We start from the raw sequence: 23,432 nt of genomic DNA, 5'->3' as shown, positions 1-23,432 counted from the left end.
AAACCGTATGCCGCCTGGACGGATCGGCTTTCCCTTCCGAGGCCTCCTGTGCCTAAGCTTTCCGCAGCTTCAGCCCAGGTGAGTCATGCGCAAACGGTCCTTCGCCCTCCACACCCTTCTGCTGGCCGGCGCGGCCGTCCTGATCGCGGGCCAGGCCCAGGCCAAGGACGTCGCGCCCCTGAAGCCGGCGATCGACGCCCTGCTGGACAAAAACTACGCCCACCTGGACGCGCTCTATAAGGACATCCACGCCCATCCCGAGCTGGGCTTTCAGGAGACCGCCACCGCCGCCAAGCTGGCCGCCGAGATGAAGGCCCTGGGCTTCACGGTGACGCAAGGGGTCGGCAAGACCGGCGTGGTCGCCATCTACAAGAACGGCCCTGGCCCGGTGGTCATGGTCCGCACCGAGCTCGACGCCCTGCCGATGGAGGAGAAGTCGGGCCTCCCCTACGCCAGTCATGCGACCCAGATGTGGAATGGCAAGCCCGCGCCGGTGGCGCATTCCTGCGGCCACGACATCCACATGGCCTCCTGGGTCGGAACCGCCCAGGCCCTGCTGGCGATGAAGGACAAGTGGCGCGGCACCCTGATGTTCGTCGCCCAGCCGTCTGAGGAGTCCACCGGCGGCGCCATCGGCATGATCGAGGACGGCCTGTTCACGAAGTTTCCGAAGCCGACCTATGGCTTCGGCCTGCACGTGGGGCCCGGCCCCTATGGCTATGTGTCCTACCGCCCGGGGGTGACCACCTCGAACTCCGACAGCATGGAGATCCTGTTCAAGGGCCGCGGCGGCCATGGCTCCATGCCCAGCCTGACCATCGATTCCGTGGTCCAGGCCGCCAAGTTTGTCGTCGACGTCCAGACGGTGATCAGCCGCGAGAAGGACCCGGCGGCGTTCGGGGTCGTGACCGTCGGCGCCATCCAGGCCGGCAGCGCTGGCAACATCATCCCCGACAGCGCCCTGATCCGCGGCACCATCCGCAGCTATGAGCCCGGCGTGCGCACCAAGCTGCTGGACGGCGTGCGCCGCACCGCCAACGCCGAGGCCGCCATGGCCGGCGCGCCCGCGCCGCAGATCGAGCTGACCCCCGGCGGCACCGCTGTGGTCAACGACATCGCCCTGACCGACAAGACCGCCAAGGTTTTCAAGGCCGCCTTCGGCGACAAGGCCGTGCTGGAGGCCGCGCCCAGCCCCGCCAGTGAGGACTATTCGGAGTTCATCATCGCCGGCGTGCCGTCCGTGTTCTTCAGCATCGGCGGCTATGACCCGGCCAAGATCGCCGCGGCCAAGGCCAAGGGCGAGTTCCTGCCCGGCAACCACACTCCGTACTTCGCACCCGTGCCCGAGCCGACCATCCGCACGGGGGTTGCTGCCATGACGCTGGCGGTCATGAACGTCATGCAGCCCTGACGGCCGGTCTCGGATCAGCCTATATGGGGGCCATGTCCGAGACCCTTTCCGAGCCCCTCGTCGGCGCCGCCCTGATCAAGGATCAGGTCAAGCGGCTGCCGGACGCGCCCGGCGTCTATCGCATGATCGGCGAGAACGACGAGGTGCTCTATGTGGGCAAGGCGCGCTCGCTGAAGAAGCGCGTCACCCAGTATGCGCAAGGCCGGTTCCACACCCAGCGCATCGCCCACATGGTCGACCTGACCCGGTCGATGGAGTTCGTCACCACCCGCACCGAGACCGACGCCCTGCTGCTTGAGATCAACCTGATCAAGCAGATGAAGCCCCGGTTCAACGTGCTGCTGCGCGACGACAAGAGCTTCCCCGAGATCGTCATCAGCCGCGAGCACGCCGCCCCACAGCTTCGGAAACATCGCGGCGCGCACACCCTGAAGGGCGACTATTTCGGCCCCTTCGCCAGCGCCAACGCGGTCAACAAAACTCTGAACACCCTGCAGAAGGCGTTCCTCCTGCGGTCGTGCTCGGACAGCGTCTATGAGAGCCGCACCCGGCCCTGCATGCTGCACCAGATCAAGCGCTGCGCGGCGCCCTGCACCGGCCTGATCAGCCTGGAGGACTACGGCGCCCTGGTGGAGGAATCCGAGGCTTTCCTGCGCGGCAAGAGCCGGGCGGTGATGAAGCGCCTGTCCGACCAGATGCAGGCGGCGTCCGACGAGATGGAGTTCGAGCTGGCGGCCCGACTGCGCGACCGGATCCGGGCGCTGGCCTCCGTCGCCCAGGAGCAGCAGATCAATCCCGAGACCACGGAAGAGGCCGACGTCTTCGCCCTGCACGCCGAGGGCGGCCAGGCCTGCGTCCAGGTGTTCTTCTTCCGCGCCGGCCAGAACTGGGGCAACCGCGCCTACTTCCCTCGGGTGGACAAGTCCGACGAGGACGTCGACGTGATGAGCGCCTTCCTGGGCCAGTTCTACGACGACAAACCGATCCCCAAGCTGATCCTGGTCAGCGTCGAGCCGGGGGAAAAGGAGCTGCTGGCCGAAGCCTTCGCCATGAAGGCCGGCCGCAAGGTCGAGATCCTCAAGCCCCAGCGCGGGGAGAAGAAAGGCCTGGTTGACCACGCCCTGACCAATGCGCGCGAGGCCCTGGGCCGCAAGATGGCCGAGAGCTCGGCCCAGTCGAAGCTGCTGGCCGGGGTGGCCGAGGCCTTCGGCCTCGAGGCCCCGCCCGAGCGGATCGAGGTCTATGACAACAGCCACATTATGGGGACGAACGCCGTCGGCGGCATGATCGTCGCCGGCCCCGAAGGCTTCCAGAAAAGCCAGTACCGCAAGTTCAACATCAAGGGCGCGGACCTCACCCCCGGCGACGACTTCGGGATGATGAAGGAGGTCCTGCGCCGCCGCTTCGGCCGGCTGGTCAAGGAAGAGGAGGAGGGCGCCGAGGCCATCCGTCCCGACCTGGTGCTGATCGACGGCGGCATGGGCCAGGTGGGCGTGGTCATGGAGATCATGGCCGACCTGGGCGTGGACGACATCCCAGTGGTCGGCGTCGCCAAGGGCCCGGACCGCGACGCCGGGCTCGAGCGCTTCTTCATCCCCGGCAAGCCCTACTTCATGCTGGAGCCCAAATCGCCGGTGCTGTTCTACCTGCAGCGCCTGCGCGACGAGGCCCACCGCTTCGCCATCGGCACCCACCGCGCCAAGCGGGCCGTCGACATGAAGAAGAACCCGCTGGACGAGATCGATGGGGTGGGGCCGGGCCGCAAGCGCGCCCTGCTGCACGCTTTCGGCTCCGCCCGCGGGGTGTCCCGCGCCTCGGTGGAGGACCTGGCCAAGGTCGAGGGCGTGAACCAGGCGCTCGCCCAGCGCATTTTCGATTTCTTCCGCAAGGCCTAAAGAGACGGCATGAAGTCGATCCCGAACATCCTGTCCGCCGGCCGCCTGGTCCTGACCCTGTTCATGTTCGTGGCCCTGGCGCTTGCCGCCGGCGCCGTGCCCTATTTCGGCGACAGCCTGACCGTGCCCCAGCAGTTCGCCCTGCAGCGCTGGGCCTTCTGGGCGTTCGTCATCGCCGCGGTCACCGACTTCTTCGACGGCTGGCTGGCCCGCAAGTTGGACGCGGTGACCGTCTGGGGCGCGATCCTCGATCCCATCGGCGACAAGGTCCTGGTGGCCGGCGCGGTCCTGGGCCTTTTGGCGCTCGGCCCCCAGCCGATGGTGGTCCTGCCGGCGGGCCTGATCCTGTTCCGGGAATTCACGGTCAGCGCCCTGCGCGAGGTCGGCGCCGGCAAGGGGATTAAGCTGCCGGTGACCCTGCTCGCCAAGTGGAAGACCACGCTTCAACTCGTGGCTTTGGGCGGCGAACTGCTGCTGGCGGCCTGGGGCGCCTTCGACCTCACCGCCGATCCCACCGTGCGCCTGCCGGTGACCGTATTCGTCCACGGCCTGCTATGGCTGGCCACGATCATCACCCTGATCACCGGCGCCCAGTACTGGGAGCAGATGCGCAAGGCGCTGACGGAGTAGCAAAGTCCCTTCTCCCCTTGTGGGAGAAGGTGTCAGCGAAGCTGACGGATGAGGGGTCGATCACCCGTTCCGCAGCTCTAGCGTACCCTTGGCAAGGTCCAGAGACCCCTCATCCGACCTGGCTCCGCCAGGCCACCTTCTCCCACAAGGGGAGAAGGATGATCGCTACGACATCGGGTTCGGCGTCGCCGGGGGGGGCGTCTCCGGCAGGGGGATGAACTCCTGGTCGTCGGCGTCGGGCAGCTTCATGCGGCCGGCCTTCCAGTCGGCCTTGGCCTGGTCGATCCGCTCCCTGGACGACGAGACGAAGTTCCAGTCGATGAAGCGCGGGCCGACCGGCTCGCCGCCCAGCAGCATGACGATGGCGGGCGTCTTGGCGGTGAAGACCACCGGCTGGCCCGGCTTGAAGACCAGCATCTTGCCCGCGCCATAGCCGTGGCCGTCCACCTCGACCTCGCCCTCGGAGACATAGGCCGCGCGCTCCGGATACTCGGCCGGCAGCTGGGCCTTGGCGCCGGCGGCCAGGCGCCAGTGCACGTAGAACATCGGCGAGTGGGTCTTGACCTTGGCCTCGGCGCCGAAGGCCTTGCCGGCGATCAGGCGCGCCCACATGCCGTCCGGGCTCTCATAGGTGGGCAGGTCGTCCACGCCATGGTGGGCGAAGCTGGGGTCGATCTCTTCCTGGCCATCGGGCAGGGCGACCCAGGCCTGGATGCCGTGCATGCGCCCGCCGTCCGCCCGCAGGTCCTCGAAGCGTTCCGAATGGGTGATGCCGCGCCCGGCGGTCATCCAGTTGACTTCCCCCGGCTGGATCACCTGGTGGGCGCCCACGCTGTCGCGGTGGGTGATGCGGCCGTCATAGAGATAGGTGACGGTGGACAGGCCGATGTGCGGGTGCGGGCGGACATCGACGCTGCGGGGGAAGCCGGCCTGGAAGTCCACCGGCCCCATGTGATCGAAGAACACGAAGGGGCCGACCATCCGGTGGCTGTGGAAGGGCAGGACACGGCCGACCTCGAACCCGCCGAGGTCGCGGCGGCGCTGGTCGATGACGAGTTCGATCATGGGGTCCTCCTGATCCGGCAGGCTTAGACCCTAGAGCGTGGACGGGCTTGAACGAAAGAGGCGCGGTGTCATCCCGCATGGAGCGGCGTAGCCGCGGAAGTGCGGGACCCATACGCGCGGGGTTTCACAGGATAGATCTGTGTCTATGGGTCCCGGTCTTTCGCTGACGCGAAAACCGGGATGACACCCCTGGGAGCGAGCGACGCCTACCCCTGCGCGCTCACATAGGGGCTGATCAGGCCGAGCGGCGCGGCCGTGGTGTTCTTCACCGCGCGGATCACGATGCGGCTTTCGATGTTCGACACCAGGCCCAGGCCCAGGATCTTGTCGCGCAGGAAGTCGTCGAAGGCGTGCATGTCGCGGGTCACGACGCGCAGCTCGTAGTCGGCCGCGCCGGTCACCGTGGCGCACTGGACCACCTCCGGCAGCTTGGCGATGGCCTGCTCGAAGGATTCCAGGTTGTCCTTGGTCGGCAGGGAGAGCTTGACTGTGCAGTAGACCTCGAAGTTGAGGCCCAGTTTTTCCCGGTCCAGGATGGTCACCCGGCGCTGGATGACGCCCGCGTCTTCCAGGCGCTTGATGCGGCGCCAGCAGGGACTGGAGGACAAACCGACCCGGTCGGCGATCTCGGCGACGGACAAACCTGCGTCGTGCTGGATCAGATCCAGGATCTTAGCATCGACGGCGTCGAGGGCCTCGGACAAGTTTTCCTCCTGCTCAGGCGGGATATGCGCGCGTTTCTTGCCCCGGAACCGGTTGGCCGGGGCATGCCTTTGGTAAGCAATTGCGGCGAACTTATATGATCTTGCGGGTTCTTTAGGGAGCCCAAAAAGGAAGGAATTTGCGATGCGGCACACTGAAGTGACGCTAGACGACAAATTTCTGCTCAATAAAGGCCGGGTGTTCATCACCGGCGTCCAGGCCCTGCTGCGGGTCCTCATGGATCAGAAGCGCCTGGACCAGGCCGCGGGGCTCAACACCGCAGGCTTCCTGTCGGGCTATCGGGGCTCGCCCCTGGGCGGGCTGGACCAGCAGGCCCACCGCGCCGCCAAGCATCTCAAGGCCGCCGAGGTGGTGTTCAAGGAGGGCCTGAACGAGGACCTCGCGGCGACGGCCGTCTGGGGCAGCCAGCAGGCCAACCTGTTCCCGGGCGCCAGGTTCGATGGCGTATTCGGCATGTGGTACGGCAAGGCGCCCGGCGTCGACCGCACCGGCGACGCCTTCAAGCACGCCAATTTCGCCGGGACCTGGGGCAAGGGCGGGGTGCTGGCCGTGGCCGGCGACGACCACACCTGCAAGTCCTCCACCCTGCCCAGCCAGTCGGAATACGCTTTCCAGGACTTCGAGATGCCGGTGCTGTCGCCGGCCGATGTGCAGGAGGTGCTGGACTACGGCCTGATGGGCTACGCCATGTCGCGCTTCTCCGGACTGTGGGTCGGGCTGATCGCCCTGGCCGACACCATGGATTCGGGCGCGACCATCGACGTCGACCTGAAGCGCCACCAGATCGCGACACCCGCCAATTTCGCCATTCCGTCTGGCGGCCTGGGCATCCGGCTCAAGGACCAGCCGCTGGACAAGGAGCGGCGGCTGCGGACCCTGAAGATCCCCGCTGCCCTCGCCTTCGCCCGCGCCAACCGCATCGACCGCGTGGTGCTGCCGGCCGCCCGGCCGCGCCTGGGCGTCGTCTGCCAGGGCCAGGCCTACAAGGACGTCATCGAGGCCTTCGCGGCCATGGGCATCAGCCTGGAGGAGGCCGCCAGCCTCGGCGTCTCGATTTACAAGGTCGGGATGCCCTGGCCGCTGGAGCCGCAAGGCCTGAAGGCCTTCGCCGCCGGCCTCGAGACCCTGATGGTCATTGAGCACAAGCGCCCCCTGATCGAGACCCAGGCCCGCGCCGCCCTCTACGACCTGCCAGCTCACGCCCGGCCGCGGATCATCGGCAAGACTGACGAGAACGGCAATCCGCTGCTCTCGGAGCTCAGCGCCCTGTCGGTGGCCGAAGTCGCCCTGGCGATCGCCGACCGCCTGCCGCCGGGGCCGCACATGGACCGGGTGAACGACTACCTGGCCCGCGTCTCCGCCGCCTCCATGGCCGCCGTGACCCTGGCCGCCGAGCAGCAGCGCAAGCCGTTCTTCTGCTCGGGCTGTCCGCACAACACCTCGACCCGCTTGCCGGAGGGCTCCCGCGCCCTGGCCGGGATCGGCTGCCACTACATGGCCAGCTTCTCCGATCCCTCCACCGACCTGAACAGCCACATGGGCGGCGAGGGCCTGACCTGGGTGGGCTCCGCGCCCTTCACGACGGAAAGCCACGTCTTCGCCAACCTGGGCGACGGCACCTACAACCACTCGGGCTCGCTGGCCGTGCGGGCCAGCATCGCCGCCGGCAGCCACATCACCTACAAGCTTCTGTTCAATGACGCGGTCGCCATGACCGGCGGCCAGCGGGCCGAGAGCGGCTTCACCCCGGCCCAGATCACCCGCCAGCTGGCGGCGGAAGGCGTCGCCAAGATTATCATCGTGGCCGATGACCCCACCCGCTATGACGGCGTCACCGACCTCGCGCCCGGCGTCACAGTGCGCCCGCGCAGCGAGCTGATCGCCGTGCAGAAGGAGCTGCGCGACACCCCCGGGACCACGGTCCTGCTGTACGATCAGGTCTGCGCCACCGAGAAGCGCCGCCGCCGCAAGCGCGGGTCGATGGAGAGCGCCACCAAGCGGGTGTTCATCAACCCCCTGGTCTGCGAAGGCTGCGGGGACTGCTCCAAGGCCTCGAACTGTGTTTCGGTCGAGCCGCTGAACACCGAGTTCGGGCGCAAGCGGCGGATCAACCAGTCCAGCTGCAACACCGACTATTCCTGCCTGCAGGGCTTCTGCCCGTCCTTCGTGACGATCGAGGGCGCGGAGAACGCCCAGGCCACGGCCCTGCCGGCGCTTACCGCCGACTCGACCCCGCTGCCGGAGTTCCAGCCGCTGGAGGGCGTGCGCAACATCGTCTTCACCGGCATCGGCGGCACGGGCGTCACCACCACGGCCTCGATCCTGGCCATGGCCGCCCACGTGGACGGCCGCGCGGCCTCCGTCGTGGACATGACCGGCCTGGCCCAGAAGGGCGGCGCGGTGTTCAGCCATGTGCGCATCGGCGAGACCGAGGAGACGGTGGTTGGCGGCCGGGTTCCCGCGGCCTCGGCCCATGTGCTGGTGGCCTGCGACATCCTCTCGGCGGCGGGTCCGGACGCCTTGGCCCTCTACGCCAAGGACCGCACCGTGGCCTGCGGCAACGAGGACTTCGCCCCCACCGCTGACTTCGTCACCGACCGCGACGTGCGCTTCGACGCCGGGAACATGGCCCGCCGCATCACCGCGGCGACCAAGGCCTATGACGAGTGCCCCGCGCACCACCTGGCCGAGACCCGCATGGGCGACGCCATCTACGCCAACATGATCATGCTGGGCTTCGCCTGGCAGAAGGGCCTGATCCCGGTCTCCAGCCGGGCCCTTTACCGCGCCATCCGCCTGAACGGGGTGGCGGCCGAGGAAAACCTCCAGGCCTTCGAACTGGGCCGCCAGGTGGCGCACGACCCGTCCAAGCGCGGCGCCGCCGAGGCCGATGTCCCGACCCCGGAGACCATGGCCCTGGACGCGCTGATCGCCCATCGCGCGGGCGAACTGGCCGCCTATCAGAACCAGGCCTATGCCGACCGCTACCTGCGCCGGATCGAACAGGTTTCAGCCAAGGGCTCGGACGCCCTGACCCGGGCCGTGGCGGTCAACCTCTACAAGCTGATGGCCTACAAGGACGAGTACGAGGTCGCCCGCCTCTATGCCGACGGCCGCTTCGACCAGACCCGTGGCGAGACCTTCAAGGGCGGCAAGATGAAGGTGCTGCTGTCGCCGCCGATCTTCTCGCCCACGGACGCCAACGGCCGGCCCAAGAAGATCGCCTTCGGCGGCTGGATGCTGAGGTGGGGCTTCCCGGTGCTGGCGAAGTTGAAGGGCCTGCGCGGCACACCCTTCGACCCCTTCGGCGGCCATGCGGAACGCAAGACCGAGCGCGCCCTGATCGCCGACTACGAGGCCGGCCTGGACAAGCTGCTGGCCGGCCTGACCCCGGAACGGACCGCCCTGGCCGTCCAGATCGCCCAGGTCCCGCAAGGGATCCGCGGCTTCGGCCCGGTGAAGGAGGCCTCGATCAAGGTGGCCAAGACCGACGAAGCCAAGCTCTGGACGGCGTGGGAGGCGGCCTGAGCCGCCGCCCCTGGTCCTACTTCGCCGCCGCCCGGATCGCCTCGTTGAACACCGCCTGCGCGCCCCAGAGGTCGCGGCCGGTAGCGCGGGGCCAGGCGGAGTTGATGGCGATGACCAAGCGTTCCTTCGGATAGATCATGATCTGCTGGCCGAAGATGCCCTGGGCCGAATAGCCCCCGGGCATCAGCCACCAGAAGTAGCCATAGCCGGTCTCGCCCGACTCAGGGGGCAGCGTCACGTGGGCGGCGGTGGCGTCGGCCACCCAGCCGTCGGGCAGGACATCCTTGCCGTCGATCTTGCCGCCATCCAGCATGAACTGGCCGATGCGGGCATAGTCGCGCAGGGTGATGGAGATGCAGCAGCCGCCGCGCTCATGCCCGGCGATGTCATCCATCCAGATCCCGTCCTGCTCCATGCCGTAGGGGGCCCAGAGCTTTTCCGACAGATAGGCGGACAGGGTCTTGCCGGTGGCGCTGGAGACCAGGATGCCGGCCAGGTCGGTTTCGCCGGTCTTGTAGACGAACTTGGTTCCCGGGGTGGCCTCGCGGGGCAGCTTGCGCATGTAGCTGACTACCGGATTGACCCCGGCCTCATCCGACGAGAAGCCCACCTTGGCCACATCGGAATTGGGGTCGGTGTAGTCCTCGTTCCACTTCACGCCCGAGGTCATGGTGATCAGCTGGCGCACGGTCACGCCCGCATAGCCGGGGCCGGTGAGCTTGGGGATATAGGTGGTGACCGGGTCATCCAGGCTCTTGATATAGCCGTCCTTGACCGCCATCCCGACCAGGGTCGCGGTCACCGACTTGGCCACGGAGAACGAGGTCCAGCGGTCGTTGGGGCCCCGGTCCAGCCCGTAGCGCTCGAGGATGACCTTGCCATCCTTCAGGACCAGCACGCCGGAGGTGCGCATGGCGGCCATGTAGCTGGCCGTGTCCCAGGTCTTGCCGTCGTGGGTCCACTTCGGGTCGATCTGGGTTTGCGCCATCGGCAGAGCGTGGACGGTCGCGCCACGCTTGAACACATGGGTGGGATTGATCTCCTCCATGTGCTTGTAGCCCCACTTCTGCTCGTCGGGCGTCCAGGAGAGGACCGCCGCGCCGCCCGCGGGCTTGTCAGCCGCCAGGGCCGGGCCCGCGGCCGCGACGAACAGGCAAAGGGCCGCGGCGAGCCGCAATGTGGATCTGGACATGGTGCCTCCCAAAGCGCCCGGTGGATCCGGGTCTGGATCCAGGCTTAAGGGCGAGGCTTCTGCGGGGCAAGCCGGCCGAGACGCGGATCGGGTCAGGCGGTCTGCTGCAGGTCCGACGGCTCGTCTGCCGCTTCGGCCATGGCCTCGGCAAAGGGGTCGGGCAGGGCCTCGATGGCGGGATCTTCCAGGATCACCCCGATGGTGTCGGCCTCTTCCAGCCGCCGGGCGTCAAAGGTGGCGTCGCGCAGGTCGGCATGGCGCAGGCGCGCGCCGCTCAGGCGGATGGGGCGCACCTGTTCGCCAAGCGTGAAGTCGACGAGGGTCGCCTCGCGCAGGGAGGCCTTGGACAGGTTGGCGCGCGACAGGTCGGCGCCGCGCAGGTCCGCGCCGTCCAGTTGGGCCCCACGCAGGTCCGCGCCACTCAGGTCGGCGGCCAGCAGGTTGGCGCGCGACAGGTCAAGCCCGATGAGGATGGCGTTGGCCGCCTGCAGGCCGACGAACTCGCCGCCGACCAGGACGTCGTCCACCACCCGCAGGTCCTCGCCGCGCACATCGGCCTGGGCGCCCTGGGCGCCGCCAGTCATCCGCCAGAGTTGGTGGCTGGACAGGCGTTCGAGCAGCATGGGGCGACGGGCCACGGCCTCTTTGCTGGGCTCGCGGATCACGCCCTTGGTCTTGGCGTCCTTGAGCACCGCCCCTTTCAGGTTGACGTTCTTGAGCACGGCGCCGGAAAGCTCGACGCCCTCCAGGTTCGAGCCGCTCAGGTCGACGCCGTCGAGGGTGGCGCTCTCGAAGCTGGCGTTCTTCAGCTTGGCGCCGGACAGCTTGGCGTCCACCAGGGCGCAGTCGGAAAAGTCGGCGTTGTCGGCGGTGCTGCGATCCAGACTAGCCCGCTGCAGGACCGCGCCGGTGGCGTCCGTCGCCGGGCCCTCGCCGCTGTTGAGGGTGTTGTCGCCGGAGTTCTGCACCACCTTGCCCGGCCGGCAGTCGGCGTCGGTCATGTCGACGCCGGTGAGGTTCGCGCCGCACAGGACGGTGCCGCGCAGGTCAGCGCGGACCAGGGTCGCCCCGGTCAGGTCCGCCTGGGAAAGGTCGCAGCCGAACAGGACGGCTTGATCCAGCCGCGCCACGCGTAGGTCGCAGCCCACCAGGCTGCAGGCGCTGAGATCCACTTCGCGGAGATCCCGCCCGGCGAGATCCAGGCCGTCCAGGACCGTGTAGCGCAGGATCAGACGCATGCCGCCGCCGGCGCGGTTCACGAACCGCTCGTGCGCGTTGAGGGCCTCGTCGAGCTGCGCCTGGGTGAACGCCGTCATCCTACACCTCTAAGGTTGGTGGCAGAATGAACGCGAAACGTGTCTCAATCCTTTACCGTATCCCGTTGCGCGAGGCCGCGGCGGGTGGTGTGGCGTTCTGACACGCCTGCGCCGGATGCCGACATCAGCTGGCGCCAGGACTCGATTGCGGCTCCCCTTGCGGCAGCGATTCCGCTAACCAGCGGGCATGGCGGAATTCGATTTTGACGCGGTGGTGGTGGGTGCGGGCGCAGTGGGCCTGGCCTGCGGCTACGCCCTGGCGCGACGGGGCCTGGTGGTGGCGGTGCTGGAAGCCGGCCCGATCATCGGCGAGGGGGTCTCGGCCCGCAATTCCGAGGTCGTGCACGGCGGACTCTACTATCCCACCGGCTCTCTGAAAGCCCGGCTGTGTGTCCAGGGTCGACGCGCGCTCTATGCGTTCTGTGACAGCCACAAGGTGGCCTACGACAAGTGCGGCAAGCTGGTGGTGGCCACCAACGCCGAGGAGGTCGCCCGGCTGGACGGCATCCTGGCTCAAGCCCAGGCCAATGACGTCGAGGGCATGGCCCACCTGACCAAGGCCCAGGCCCTGGCGCTCGAGCCGGAGCTGAACTGCGACGCCGCTCTGATCTCGCCGGAGAGCGGCGTGTTCGACAGCCATGGCTACATGCTGGCCCTGCAGGGCGAGATCGAGGCCGCGGGCGGCGCCGTGGTCACCTCCACCCCCTTCGAGGGCGCGACGCCCCTGGAGGCCGGCGGCTTCGAGGTCCGGGCCGGTGGCGACGAGCCCACCGTCCTGACGGCCCGGCGGCTGATCACCGCGCCCGGCCTGTCGGCCCAGGCGGTGGCGGCGACCATCGAGGGCTTCCCGACCGCCACCATCCCCAAGGGCCACTATGGCAAGGGCGTCTATTTCCGCCTGACCGGCAAGGCGCCCTTCGCGCGGTTGGTCTATCCGCCGCCGATCCCCGGCGCGCTCGGCACCCACTATCGCCGCGACCTGGGCGGTCAGGCGGTGTTCGGCCCTGACCTCGCCTATGTGGACAGCCTGGACTACAGCGTCGATCCGGCCCGCGCGCCGGAGTTCTATCGCTACATCCGCAAGTTCTGGCCCAGCCTGCCCGACGGCGCCCTGGCCCCCGACTATGCCGGCATCCGTCCCAAGCTGCATGGTCCCGGCGAGAAGCAGCCGGATTTCCGCATCGACGGTCCCGAAGCCCACGGGATGGCCGACCTGGTCACCCTGTTCGGCATCGAAAGCCCTGGTCTGACCTCGTCCCTGGCCATTGGCGAAGAGGTTGCAGGCCGGTTGGGTCTGTAACCCTAACCGCATACCCCGGCGAATGCCGGGATGAGCGGAAACTAGGCTAGCCCAGCTCCCCCACGCAGGCCTTCAGGGCCTCGGACGGGCTCGCCTTCTCCAGGTGGATCAGGGACCAGACGGCGAAGAACAGCAGCGGCCAGCGCTCGGCGCCGCCGGTCTCGAAGCTCGCCTTCACCGCATCGGCCGGGCGCACGCGGCGCACCGCCTCCAGGCCGCAGATCCGCTCGGCGATGTCGGCGGCGCGCGGGGCGATCCAGGCGTCCACCGGCACGGTGAAGCCCTGCTTGCGCGCCCAGGGCTCAGCCGCCGGACAGACCCCCTCCAGCCACTTGCGCAGGATCCACTTGCCATAGCGCCCACGCACCTTGAACCGGTCGGGCAGGGGGAAGGCGAAGGCTGCGACCTCGGGGTCCAGGAACGGCGTGCGTCCTTCCAGTCCATGCGCCATCAGGCAGCGGTCGAGCTTGAGCAGCAGGTCGTTGGGCAGCCAGGTCTCGATGTCGCGCCATTGGGCCTGTTGCAGGCGGGTGAGACCCTTGGGCGGGGCCGCCGCAGCGCGCCAGCGGTCCAGCGCCGCCGCATCCGCCGGCCGGGGCTCGGCGGCGCGTCCGCCCAACCAGGCAGGGCGCAGGGCCCGGCGATAACGGCCATAGCCGCCAAACAGTTCATCCCCGCCCTCGCCGGTCAGGACCACGGTCAGGGTCCCCTTGGCGGCTTCCGCCAGCTTGTAGGTCGGCAGGGTCGCATAGTCGGCGGTGGGGTCGTCCATCGCCCAGGCGACGTCCGGCAGGATCCGCCAGAAGTCCTCTTCGCCGAACCGGGTCTCGCGCCAGTCCAGGTTCAGGGCCTTGGCCACCCGCTCGGCCTGGGCGCGCTCGTCCCGCGCGCCGGGCGCATCGAACCCGCAGGTGAAGGCGGTCACCGGCCGGGCGTTCAGCCGCGACATCAGGGTCGCCACGGCCGCGGAGTCGATTCCGCCCGACAGGAACAGGCCATAGGGCACGTCCGAGCGCTGGTGCACCCGCACGCTATCCTCCAGCACCGCATCCAGCCGCCGAACCAATTGCTCCTCCCCCGCCCCGGCGGGGGAGGGGGACCGCGAAGCGGCGGAGGGGGCGTGACCGGGCTCTGAGATCAGCCGTCGCCGGCCCTGGCGCACCAGCCGGCCCTCGACCACCTCGGCGATCTCGCCCGGCTCCAGCCGGTGCACGCCCCGGAAGATCGGCGACAGGGTGTAGTTGAAGGCCAGCAGTTCGGCGGCGGCCTCGGGCTCCATCTCCGGCGCCAGCAGCCCGGCCTCGAGGAAGGCGCGTGGCTCGGACGCGAACAGCACCGCGTCGTCCTTCTCCAGCACATAGAGCGGCTTGATGCCGAACGGGTCGCGGACCAGCCATGTGCGGCCGTCCCCCCCCACCAGGCACAGGGCGTACATGCCGCGCAGGCGCTGGAAGGCGGCGGGACCTTCCTTCTCGTACAGGTGCAGCAGGGGCTCGAAATCCGAGCCGGTCGCGAGCACGTCCTTCAGGCCGAACGTGGCGGCCAGCTCGACATAGTTATAGACCTCGCCATTGCCGATGACGGTCGATCCGGCCGCATGCAACGGCTGCCAGCCGCCCTCCAGGTCGATGATCGACAGCCGGGCGTGAGCGAAGGACAGGCCCTCATGATCCTCCACCCTCACCCCGTTGGGGCCGCGGTGGGTCAGGGCCTCGATCATCGGGCGCGCCGACCCGGGCCCGTGCAGCACCCCGGCTATGCCGCACATCAGCCGGCTCCGTAGTCGGCGAACAGCGTCTTCCACTGGGCCACGACCGCGGCCTCGGAAAACTCCGCCTCCACCCGCTCGGCGCCGTTCTGGGCCAGGCGAATGCGCAACATGGGATCGGCCAGCACGCGCTTCACCTGGGCGGCGAAGGCCTCGGCGTCATCCACCGGCGCCAGCAAGCCGTCGGCCTCGTCGCGGATCAGGGCGGCCGGCCCCTGGCTCGCGGCGGCCACCACCGGCAGGCCGTGGGCCCAGGCCTGGATCACCACATTGCCCAGGGGCTCGTACCGGGAGGGGAAGACGCAGACGTCCGCCGCCCGGTACAGCGCCGACGGATCAGTCCGCCAGCCCAGGAACCGCACGCGCCCGGCCACGCCCATCGCCTCGGCCATGGCCTTCAGCTTGGCCTCCAGCGGCCCGGCCCCGGCGATCCACAGATAGGCGTCCGGGATCTGGGTGAGCGCGGTCAGGTTGATGTCGTGGGCCTTGGCCTCGTGCAGCCGGCCCATGGCCAGCAGCAGGGGGGCGTCATCAGGGGTGTCCAGGCTGGCCCGGTCCACCGCCGCCGTGTCCGGCGGCGCGGCGGCGAAGTTGGGGATGTAGCGGACCCGGCCTGCGGGCCAACCCTGAGCCACGACCCAGTCGGCGATGTCCTCGGTGTTGGCCACCAGGTGATCGAAGCCGCGGTAGTATTTGAGATTGTAGTAGCCGCCGAGCCGCCCGATCCGCGCCCACGGCCCGCGTGGGGTGTGCCTTGCGGCCCGGTTCATCCAGGCCAGGGCCACCTTGACGTCCTGCTTCTGGGCGAAGGTCTTGATGCGCGGCTTGGTGATCAGGTCCAGCGGACCGCCGAATCGGTAGGTCTCCACGCTCACGCGGGCGGCCGCCAGCGCCGCCTCGCGGTTGGCGTTGGGGCGGATGGCGCAGGCCTGAGGCCCGTCCGCACGGGCCAAGGCCCCGACGAGGTCGAGGAAATAGGTTTCCGCGCCGCCTTCGCCGGCCGTTCCGAGGAGGTGAAGCACGCTCATGTCGGTCGGCAAACTAGCCGTCCTTTGCCTCGCGCCCAAGCCGCTTGAATGGGCGAAAAACAATCCCTATAAACCGCCCCTCGCCGAAAGGCCCGGCGGCTGGGTAGCTCAGATGGTTAGAGCGGTGGATTCATAACCCACAGGTCGGCGGTTCGATCCCGCCCCCAGCTACCACTTCCGAAAAGCCCCGCTCCGGCGGGGCTTTTTGCTTTTGGGGCGGAGCTAGTCCCCCACCTCGATCTGCACTTCATTCCTGCGCATGAACCAGGGCGTCCAGGGCGGGTCGTACTGGGCCAGTGTGGCGCCTGAGCGGGCCTTGAGGCCCTTGGTGGCGATCCAGCCTTCCAACTCGGCCGTCCGCTCGGCGAAATTCTTCGCATTGGCGACGCCGGAATAGGTCAGCACCGCCTTGCGCCGGGCGGGCTCCTGGCGGAACCTCACGTCCGGGTCGTTGGGATGGGGCAGGGTGTCGAGCCGGTAGGCGCTGGGCATCATGAACTGGATGGTCCAGCGGCCGGCGGTGTCGGATGTCTGGGCGACGGGGGCGGTCATGGCGATCTTCTCGCCCTTTCTGGCCTGGGCCACAGGCGCGGTCATGGCGATCTTGGCCCGGCCCTGGTTGGCCCCGAAGATATAGCCGGCCAGCTTGCGGAAACCCGCCTGCACCGCCTGCTTCTGATCGCCGCCCACCTCGACCTCGGCCACCACATAGGGCGCATAGCGGCGCAGCTCGAACTTGCCCTCGGCGCGTTCCACCTGATGCTTGGGTTGCTCAATGGCCATGGCGGGGCCTCCGATCAGGCTGGCGGTGAGGATGAGGACGGCGAGCAGGGATCGCATGGCGGGCTCCAGACCGGGGAAAGCCTGGCCCGGCCCTTGAGGTACGGCAACCACCCGCGCCCGGACGCGTTCCTTGATGATGACCCAGGCCCCACTCAAACCTTCGCCCCAGGATCCCGTCCTCGACACCGGCCAGGAGGAGGTCTTTTCCCGCGCGGAGGTCGAGCTGGGTCGCATCGAACATGGCGCCGACGCCGGACGCCAGGACAGGCCCAGCCCGACAGATAACCCCGTTCCGTCCGCCGGTTGACGCCTTCGCCCGGCGCGTGGCAGTCCTGCCCCATTGCGGGGAGGCTAGGCCCCTGCCGCGATCAACGATCCGGGCGAATGGGGGCGTTCGATGAAAGAGTTCATTCTGCTCGTGACCTGGTTCATCAGCGGCCAGACCGGCTCCAGCTACACCGCCACCTTCACCTCCAAAGCGACCTGCGAAGCCGCCCGTGAGGCGTTGGTCGCCGACGAGGCCGCCATGGCCAAGCTGCAGGAGGCAGACAACAAGGCCATGAAGCGGGCCGGCGCCGCCGCAATCATCGAGCCCCGCAGCCCGAGACTGTCGGCCGTCTGCGTCGAGCGCTAATCAGATTCGTTAACCGCGAAGTCGTCGTCGGCGCACGCGCAGGGCCTTATTGCAGCGCAAAAATCGCCTGGAAAGTCGGCATCAGCAGCCCTCTGTAGTTAACGGGCGAAGTAGTCATTGCATTGCAACATTCGTTGGTCATAAACCGACGAGATCCCGCGCCTCCCCGCTCGGGCTTAGTGGAGTACCCCGCATGATCATGACGTCTCTTCGCACGGTCCCCAGCCTGTTCGTGGGCCGCCGCGCCCTCGTCGAGGCCGTCCAGATCGACGTGAACGACCGCCAGCCTGGCCGCACCGCCTTCACCTGCGGCGCCTGCAACGAACCGATCCATGTCGCCGACGGTCCCGAGGCCCTGCGCGACGTGGTCGTGAAGTGCCGCTGCGGCGAGTTCAACCAGCTCTAAGACCTTAAGGGCGGCCCGCCGCCCGGTAGATCGCATCGATCGCCGCCATGTTGGCGATCGCATCCGCCCCGCCCGTGATCTGGGCGGCGCGGCCTGCCAGCACGTCCAGTACATGGTCGAGTTGCGCCTCGTAGGTGGTCGGCCCGTCCGTGGGCAGGACCTGCGTCTCGCCCCGGATGGTCGCCGTCATTCGGCAGCCGATCTGCGGGGCGATGAAATTGATGATCTCCAGCCGCCCTTCAGAGCCCTCCAGCACCGCCACGGCGCCGGGCGCGTCCGGGATCATGGAGCAGGAGATCTGCGCCTCCACCCCGCCGGGGAAGGCCAGGCTGGCGCTCATGGCGGCGTCGACGCCGTTGTCGAACACGCCTTGGGCTGACAAGACCTCAGGCTCCGCGCCGATCAGGGTGCGCAGGATGTGCAGGGGATAGCAGCCCAGGTCCATCAGGGCCCCGCCCGCCTGGTCCGCCCGCCAGCGCAGGTCGTCGATATCCTTGGGGATCGGGACCTGGAACACCGCGTGCGCGCGCTGCAGCGCGCCCAGGGCGCCGGATCGAACCAGCGCCAGCGCCCGGTCCATGACCGCGTGGAAACGGTAGTGGAAGGCCTCGATCAGCACCTGACCCGTCCGCCCCGCCGCCTCGACCATGGCCTGGGCTTCGGCGGCGTCGCGGGCGAAGGGCTTTTCGCACAGCACCGGCTTGCCGGCCTCCAGAGCGGCGATGGTCCAGGCGGCGTGGCCGGCCGGCGGCAGGCCGACATAGACCAGGTCCACGTCGTCGCGGGCGATCAGGCTGGCGTAGTCGGCGGCGACGTGCGGGACGCCATGGGGCGCGGCATAGGCCCGCGCCCGCTCAGGATCACGGGCGGCCACGGCGGTGACCTGGACGTCTGAGCGCCCGGCGGCGGGGGCGATGATGGCGGTGGTGGCGATGCGCGAGGCGCCGATCAGGCCGATGCGAAGGGTCATGGCGTGGCTCAGGCGACGACCGCCGCGCCCCATTCGTTCCAGCCGGCGATGCGCGGCGTGTTGGGCACGTACATGGTCTCCAGCCAGTCGACCTTGAACCCGGCCTCGCCGATGGCGCTGGCCACCGGGCGGCACAGATGGCACCCGCCCGCCAGGCGTTTCCAGATCGGCTCCACCCGCCGCTGCCACTTGGCGACATCCGGGTCCGGCGCCAGGCCGTGTTCGCAGAACAACAGCCGCCCGCCGGGCTTCAGCACCCGCCGCGCCTCGGCCAGGGCCGCCTTGGGCTGGTGCACCGAGCACAGGGTGAAGGTGCAGACCACGGTGTCGAACCCCTTGTCCTCGAAGGGCAGGGCCTCGGCCACGCCGTCCGCCACCTGGACCTTCAGGCCTTCGGGCTTGGGGGCCGCCAGGGCGATCTGGCGCAGCTCGGGCGAGGGATCGACGCCGATCACCTCGTCCACCTTGGTCGGGTCATAGCAGGAAAGGTTCAGGCCCATGCCGACGCCCAGTTCCAGAACCCGGCCGGCGGCGCGCGGCACCACCTTGGCGCGCTGCTTCATCATCGGCGGCGAGGAGCAGGCCGAGGTCAAAAGCTTGGGCAGGATGAAGCGTTCATAGAGTGACGGCACAGCGATCCTCCCCCGAGTGACTTGGGGGAGAGCTTAGACCGGCCGGACCGATCCGCCAGGGGAAATCAGGCCGCCGCGGCGTCCGGCTTGTCGCCGAGGTTCTCTTGCAGGGCGCGCAGCAGGGTGTCTGGCTTCATTGGCTTTTCGACGACCCCGTTCATGCCGGCGGCCAGGTAGCCGGCGGCGTCCTCTGGATCGGCGTTGGCGGTCAGGGCGATGATCGGCACGGCCCCGGCGGGGCCGGCCATGCGGCGGATCTCGCGGGTGGCGGCGACGCCGTCCATCCGCGGCATCTTGATATCCATCAGGATCAGGTCGAAGCGGCCGGAGCGCGCGGCGTCCACCGCCTCGACGCCATCGGTGACGCTCTCGGAGGTGCACTCGAACATCTCGCACAGGGTCTCGGCGACCATGCGGTTGGTGGCGTTGTCGTCGACCACCAGGATGTGGGCGCTGCGGGCGGACTCGGCCGGCCGGCCGCTGTCCTCGCCCTGCGGCTGGGCGCGGGGCGCCTCGAATTCAAAGACCAGGGTCTCGCCGCCGCCCAGGTTGTCGTCGGCGCGGATCTGGCCGCCCAGGCTGGCCAGGATCTTGTGGCCCAGGGCGGAGGTCAGGGCGGTCTCGAGGCCGAACAGGGCCTCGATCTGCTGGATGTCGAGGGCGCGTTCGCCGAGGCTGCGCTCGCCCCCGCCGCGGACGCGGCCTTGGATGCGGATGGTGTCGCCACAGGCGACGGCGCGCAGCGCGGCTTCCACCGCCCCGCGGCGCACCCCGGCCAGGGCCTGGGCGATGAAGCCGTCAAAGGCCTGGATGGTGCGGGCGGCGTCGATCATCGCCGTGGCGTCGGGATCGCCGTCATAGGAGACCAGCAGGGTCACGCCACAGGCGCGGGCGCGCTCGCCCCAGCGGGCTTCCAGGTCGTCCACTAGGTCGCGCAGGCGGCAGGCGGCCGGATTGAAGCTAACACCGGCCGCGTCGGCTGCCTCCAGGTCCATGGTCGCCGAGACGATCTGTCGGACGCTGGCGCAGGCCTCGATGACGCCCGCCACACAGACCTGGGCGTCCGGGCCCAGCGGCTGGCGAGCCAGCCGGTCGGCGAGCGCGAGCACGCCCTCCATCTGCTGATGGATCTCGCTGGTGACGCGCTCGAATACGAACTGTTGCGACGACATGCGGGGCGGACGCCTTGGGTTACCTTTACCCAGAATGCGCACGAGCGCTTGCAGAGACGTTAAATTCGCTGCGAATCAGTTCCATCAAGTGCAACTGACGGAAATTGAACGGAAATTTTTTCGATACCGAAGTTCCCCGATCTGGGTGTCGCGGCGATTTCGCCTCGTCGGGCAAAAAAAGGGGCGGCGGATTTCTCCGCCGCCCTGAAAGTCCCGGGGAGGAAACCCGGAGCTCGTGGTGCGCTAGAACCGGTACTGCAGCTCAACGCCATAGGTGCGCGGCTGGATGATGCCGCGGCTGATGGCGACGCCGGTCTGACGCAGATAAGGGGTCCCGCCGACCGCCAGGCCCGGGTTCGGGTTGGCGAAAATGGCGGTCGGGTTGGTGGAGCCGGTGGAGGTGAAGCCTTCCTCGTCGAAGGCGTTCTTCACGAAGCCGATCAGGTCGTACTTGCCGTCGGCGTCCTTCCACAGCACCCGGAAGTCGGCGGTTCCATAGGCGGGAACCTCGAAGGCCGGATCGTTGAAGGGCTGGTAGATGGTCGCATCGGTCCAGGTGTAGGTGCCCGACAGGATCAGCGAGCCCGGCGCGAAGTCGAAGGTGTAGTTGGCGTTGAACGCGAACTTGTTCTCCGGCGACTGGAACAGCTTGGAGCCCTTCAGGTCCTGGAACACCAGGCGCACGCCGTTGGTCACCGCGGCGCCGCCGGCCGGCTTGGCGCCGGGCAGCAGGGCCGAGGGGTCCGCCGGGTCGTAGAAGCAGCAGCCCTTGGTGATCTCGGTGTTCAGGTAGCCATAGGAGGCCGACATCTGCAGGGCGCGGGTCGGTTGCCACTGGGCTTCCAGCTCAACGCCCCAGGCCGTGGCGTCGACATTGACGAAGTTGTTCGCCGAGGCCGTGCCGGCCGCGTTCAGCTGCTGCAGGTTCAGCTGCAGATCCTTGTAGTCGTTGTAGAAGACCGAGCCGTTCAGGATCAGGCGGCGCGCGATGGTCTTCTTCATGCCGACTTCGAAGGCGTCGACCTTTTCTTCCTTGGCCTGGGGCTGGGGCGCCAGCGTGCCCAGGAGGAAGCCGCCGGACTTATAGCCGCGGCTGTACTTGGCGTAGTACAGGCTGTCGCTGTCCGGGGTGAAGTCCACGTCCAGGGAGCCGGTGACGGCGTCCCAGGAGCCCGACAGGTTGCGGAAGTTCTGCACGCCAGGCGTGGCCGCATCCATATCGCTGGAGACGTCGAACGCCGCAGCGCCGCCGAACAGCGAGGGGCTGAGCAGGACCAGGCGCTGGGATTCAGAGCCGTCCTTCTCGTCCTTGGTGTACCGCAGGCCGCCGGTCACGGCCCAGGTCTCGTTAAACCGGTAGGTGGCCTGGCCGAAGACCGCATAGGCCTTGGAGATCAGGCTGGCCTGCTGGTCAGCGAAGTTGCGCGCCGGGTTGGCGGCCGCGGGCGTGCCGGCCAGGGTCAGCGGCGTCGCCAGCTGGACCTGTTGCGGCGCGGCCAGCTGGATCTGCTGGCGATACTTCTCGTGGTACTGGTACAGGCCCAGGATCCAGGTCAGCGGACCGTCGGCCTTCGAGCTCAGATTGATCTCGTTCGAATAGTACTTCTTGTGCTCGTTGAAGTCCGTGGTCTGGTCCGGATAGTAGGGGACCAGCATGCCCGGGATGGTGATCGGGCCGGCGCGGCTCGTACCGTCATAGTCGCCGCCCGTCTGGTAGTTGTACTGCTGGAAGCCGCCGATGTACTTCAGGTCGGCCCAACCAAGATCGTAGGTGACCTGGGCGGTCAGCAGGTGGTTGCCGCGCAGGTGGCCGTAGCCGTCGCGGTTGGTGTTCATCTTGTAGGGATCGGACACGGCCGGGTTGGCGGTGGTGTAGCCGTACTGCGGATTGGGCAGCAGGCCGCCGATCGGCTGGAACACGCGGGTGGTGTCATAGGGCGTCACCAGGTTGGCGAGGCGGTCGCCCACGCCCATGGTGTCGTCCCAGTTGGTGCGCGAATACCGCACCCAGGCGGTGGCGTTGTCGCCCAGCTCGGCGTCGGCCTGGAACTCGAAATAGGTCCGCTTGATCGTGCCGCCGTCGTTGGCCGTGCCGATGTTCTCGATGAAGCCCTGGCGCTGCCAGTCCTGGCTGCCGCCGATCTTGAAGCGCAGGGTGTCGGCGACGGGGATCGAGACCACGCCTTCGACGCGGGTGCGATCATAGTCGCCATACATGGCGCGGAGTTCGCCGCCGAACTCGTGGTCGGGGCGCTTGGAGACGGTGTTCACGGCGCCGCCCATGGCGTTGCGGCCATAGAGCGTGCCCTGCGGCCCGCGCAGGATCTCGGTGCGCTCCACGAACAGCGGGGTCTTGAACAGCTCCGACGACGAGGCCGAGTAGAAGCCGTCGGTATAGGTCGCCACGCCCGGGTCGTTGCCGACATAGAAGGTGTTGCGGCCGGCGCCGCGCAGCGAGACGCGGTCGGTGCCCGAATAGTTCATGCCGGGCGTGAAGTTCACGAAGTCCTGGATGCCGGTCATGCCGACGACGTCGCGCTGGCTCGAGGTGAAGGCGGAGACGGCCACCGGCACGTCCTGCAGCGCCTGCTCGCGCTTCTCCGCAGTGACGACCAGTTCCTGGATGGTGAAGTCGTCGCCGGCGGCCTCCTGGGCCAGGGCGGGGGCGGAGAGTGCGAGAGCCGAAGCCCCAGCGGCGAGCGCGAGGCGCAGCCGCAGGCTGTTGAATGACGTCATAAATCCTCCCAAGGCGATGGGACGTGTTGGTTCACGTCACCGTCGCCCGCGTGATGCGCGTGCAAATGAGGCCGGACGCGGGGAGGCGTCCGGATGCGCGGGAACGTCGTGGGGGGCGGCGCCCGCGTCAATTGTGGCGGACGCTAAGTGATCGCAATTCACTCTCGCGGAAGCGGCAATGTTGCTGAAATACCGCGTTTTCGAATTAGCCGTACAAAACTGATCGCCGTTCTTTGGCGCGTT

Annotated in this window: 18 protein-coding genes and 1 tRNA gene; 8 read left to right on the top strand and 11 right to left on the bottom strand. The window is 68.4% G+C overall.

The features are described 5' to 3' along the window. Nucleotides 1–85 precede the first annotated feature (85 nt). From ACFQ27_RS02895 to pgsA, 3 genes are read left to right on the top strand one after another with little or no spacing between them, the layout of a single operon-like run. Nucleotides 86–1,411, top strand: coding sequence for an amidohydrolase (locus ACFQ27_RS02895; RefSeq protein ID WP_374346909.1), 1,326 nt, complete (start codon nt 86–88; stop codon nt 1,409–1,411). 32 nt (nt 1,412–1,443) lie between these two features. Continuing rightward, nucleotides 1,444–3,306 (top strand): excinuclease ABC subunit UvrC, encoded by a 1,863-nt coding sequence (gene uvrC, locus ACFQ27_RS02890; RefSeq protein ID WP_374346911.1) that lies wholly within the window; start codon nt 1,444–1,446, stop codon nt 3,304–3,306. A 9-nt stretch (nt 3,307–3,315) separates the two neighbouring features. After that, nucleotides 3,316–3,936 carry a CDP-diacylglycerol--glycerol-3-phosphate 3-phosphatidyltransferase gene (gene pgsA, locus ACFQ27_RS02885; RefSeq protein WP_374346913.1) on the top strand — a complete coding sequence of 207 codons (621 nt, stop codon included), beginning with the start codon at nt 3,316–3,318 and terminating at the stop codon, nt 3,934–3,936. A 165-nt stretch (nt 3,937–4,101) separates the two neighbouring features. On the opposite strand, the gene ACFQ27_RS02880 is transcribed toward pgsA, so the two are convergent. Continuing rightward, nucleotides 4,102–5,001, bottom strand: a complete 900-nt coding sequence (locus ACFQ27_RS02880) for a pirin family protein (protein WP_377352373.1) — start codon at nt 4,999–5,001, stop codon at nt 4,102–4,104. Nucleotides 5,002–5,207: 206 nt separating this feature from the next. Continuing rightward, nucleotides 5,208–5,705: an Lrp/AsnC family transcriptional regulator gene (locus ACFQ27_RS02875; RefSeq protein WP_374346918.1), complete on the bottom strand. Its 498-nt coding sequence runs from the start codon at nt 5,703–5,705 to the stop codon at nt 5,208–5,210. Between the two features lie 142 nt (nt 5,706–5,847). Between ACFQ27_RS02875 and ACFQ27_RS02870 the strand changes: the two genes are divergently transcribed. Beyond that, on the top strand, nt 5,848–9,252 hold the full coding sequence (locus tag ACFQ27_RS02870) for an indolepyruvate ferredoxin oxidoreductase family protein (RefSeq protein ID WP_377352371.1): 3,405 nt from the start codon (nt 5,848–5,850) through the stop codon (nt 9,250–9,252). A gap of 16 nt (nt 9,253–9,268) precedes the next feature. Here the strand turns inward: ACFQ27_RS02870 and ACFQ27_RS02865 are convergent, their stop codons facing one another. Next, on the bottom strand, nt 9,269–10,444 hold the full coding sequence (locus tag ACFQ27_RS02865; protein ID WP_374346921.1) for a serine hydrolase domain-containing protein: 1,176 nt from the start codon (nt 10,442–10,444) through the stop codon (nt 9,269–9,271). Between the two features lie 92 nt (nt 10,445–10,536). Next, entirely contained in the window at nt 10,537–11,760 is a 1,224-nt protein-coding gene (locus tag ACFQ27_RS02860; protein WP_374346923.1) for a pentapeptide repeat-containing protein, read from the bottom strand. Nucleotides 11,761–11,947: 187 nt separating this feature from the next. Here ACFQ27_RS02860 and ACFQ27_RS02855 point away from each other — a divergent pair, with 187 nt between their 5' ends. Next, entirely contained in the window at nt 11,948–13,060 is a 1,113-nt protein-coding gene (locus ACFQ27_RS02855; RefSeq protein WP_377352369.1) for an NAD(P)/FAD-dependent oxidoreductase, read from the top strand. Between the two features lie 46 nt (nt 13,061–13,106). On the opposite strand, the gene asnB is transcribed toward ACFQ27_RS02855, so the two are convergent. Further along, complete coding sequence (gene asnB / locus ACFQ27_RS02850; protein ID WP_377352368.1) at nt 13,107–14,828, bottom strand: asparagine synthase (glutamine-hydrolyzing); 1,722 nt, start codon at nt 14,826–14,828, stop codon at nt 13,107–13,109. Further along, on the bottom strand, nt 14,828–15,856 hold the full coding sequence (locus tag ACFQ27_RS02845) for a glycosyltransferase (protein ID WP_377352367.1): 1,029 nt from the start codon (nt 15,854–15,856) through the stop codon (nt 14,828–14,830). The genes asnB and ACFQ27_RS02845 overlap by 1 nt, the downstream gene beginning before the upstream one ends. A 97-nt stretch (nt 15,857–15,953) precedes the next feature. Between ACFQ27_RS02845 and ACFQ27_RS02840 the strand changes: the two genes are divergently transcribed. After that, nucleotides 15,954–16,030, top strand: a tRNA-Met gene (locus ACFQ27_RS02840). A 48-nt stretch (nt 16,031–16,078) separates the two neighbouring features. Here ACFQ27_RS02840 and ACFQ27_RS02835 read toward each other — a convergent pair. Beyond that, a complete protein-coding gene (locus tag ACFQ27_RS02835) occupies nt 16,079–16,696 on the bottom strand; it encodes an SOUL family heme-binding protein (protein ID WP_377352365.1) in 618 nt (205 codons plus the stop codon). 340 nt (nt 16,697–17,036) lie between these two features. On the opposite strand from ACFQ27_RS02835, the gene ACFQ27_RS02830 reads away from it, so the two are divergent. After that, nucleotides 17,037–17,273 carry a hypothetical protein gene (locus tag ACFQ27_RS02830; RefSeq protein ID WP_374346933.1) on the top strand — a complete coding sequence of 79 codons (237 nt, stop codon included), beginning with the start codon at nt 17,037–17,039 and terminating at the stop codon, nt 17,271–17,273. Nucleotides 17,274–17,466: 193 nt separating this feature from the next. After that, nucleotides 17,467–17,679, top strand: a complete 213-nt coding sequence (locus tag ACFQ27_RS02825) for a hypothetical protein (protein WP_374346935.1) — start codon at nt 17,467–17,469, stop codon at nt 17,677–17,679. Between the two features lie 4 nt (nt 17,680–17,683). Here the strand turns inward: ACFQ27_RS02825 and ACFQ27_RS02820 are convergent, their stop codons facing one another. From ACFQ27_RS02820 to ACFQ27_RS02805, 4 genes are all read right to left on the bottom strand, one after another. Further along, nucleotides 17,684–18,649, bottom strand: a complete 966-nt coding sequence (locus ACFQ27_RS02820; RefSeq protein ID WP_377352364.1) for a Gfo/Idh/MocA family protein — start codon at nt 18,647–18,649, stop codon at nt 17,684–17,686. A gap of 8 nt (nt 18,650–18,657) precedes the next feature. Then, nucleotides 18,658–19,281 (bottom strand): class I SAM-dependent methyltransferase, encoded by a 624-nt coding sequence (locus tag ACFQ27_RS02815; protein WP_374346939.1) that lies wholly within the window; start codon nt 19,279–19,281, stop codon nt 18,658–18,660. 65 nt (nt 19,282–19,346) lie between these two features. Then, nucleotides 19,347–20,453, bottom strand: a complete 1,107-nt coding sequence (locus ACFQ27_RS02810; RefSeq protein ID WP_374346941.1) for a response regulator — start codon at nt 20,451–20,453, stop codon at nt 19,347–19,349. A gap of 243 nt (nt 20,454–20,696) precedes the next feature. Continuing rightward, nucleotides 20,697–23,189, bottom strand: coding sequence for a TonB-dependent receptor (locus ACFQ27_RS02805; RefSeq protein WP_377352362.1), 2,493 nt, complete (start codon nt 23,187–23,189; stop codon nt 20,697–20,699). Nucleotides 23,190–23,432 lie beyond the last annotated feature (243 nt).

The sequence above is a fragment of the Phenylobacterium conjunctum genome, from assembly GCF_042679085.1.
Taxonomy (GTDB): domain Bacteria; phylum Pseudomonadota; class Alphaproteobacteria; order Caulobacterales; family Caulobacteraceae; genus Phenylobacterium; species Phenylobacterium conjunctum.
The sequence above is the reverse complement of the archived record's forward strand: the minus strand, read 5'-3'. Positions and strand labels throughout refer to the sequence as shown.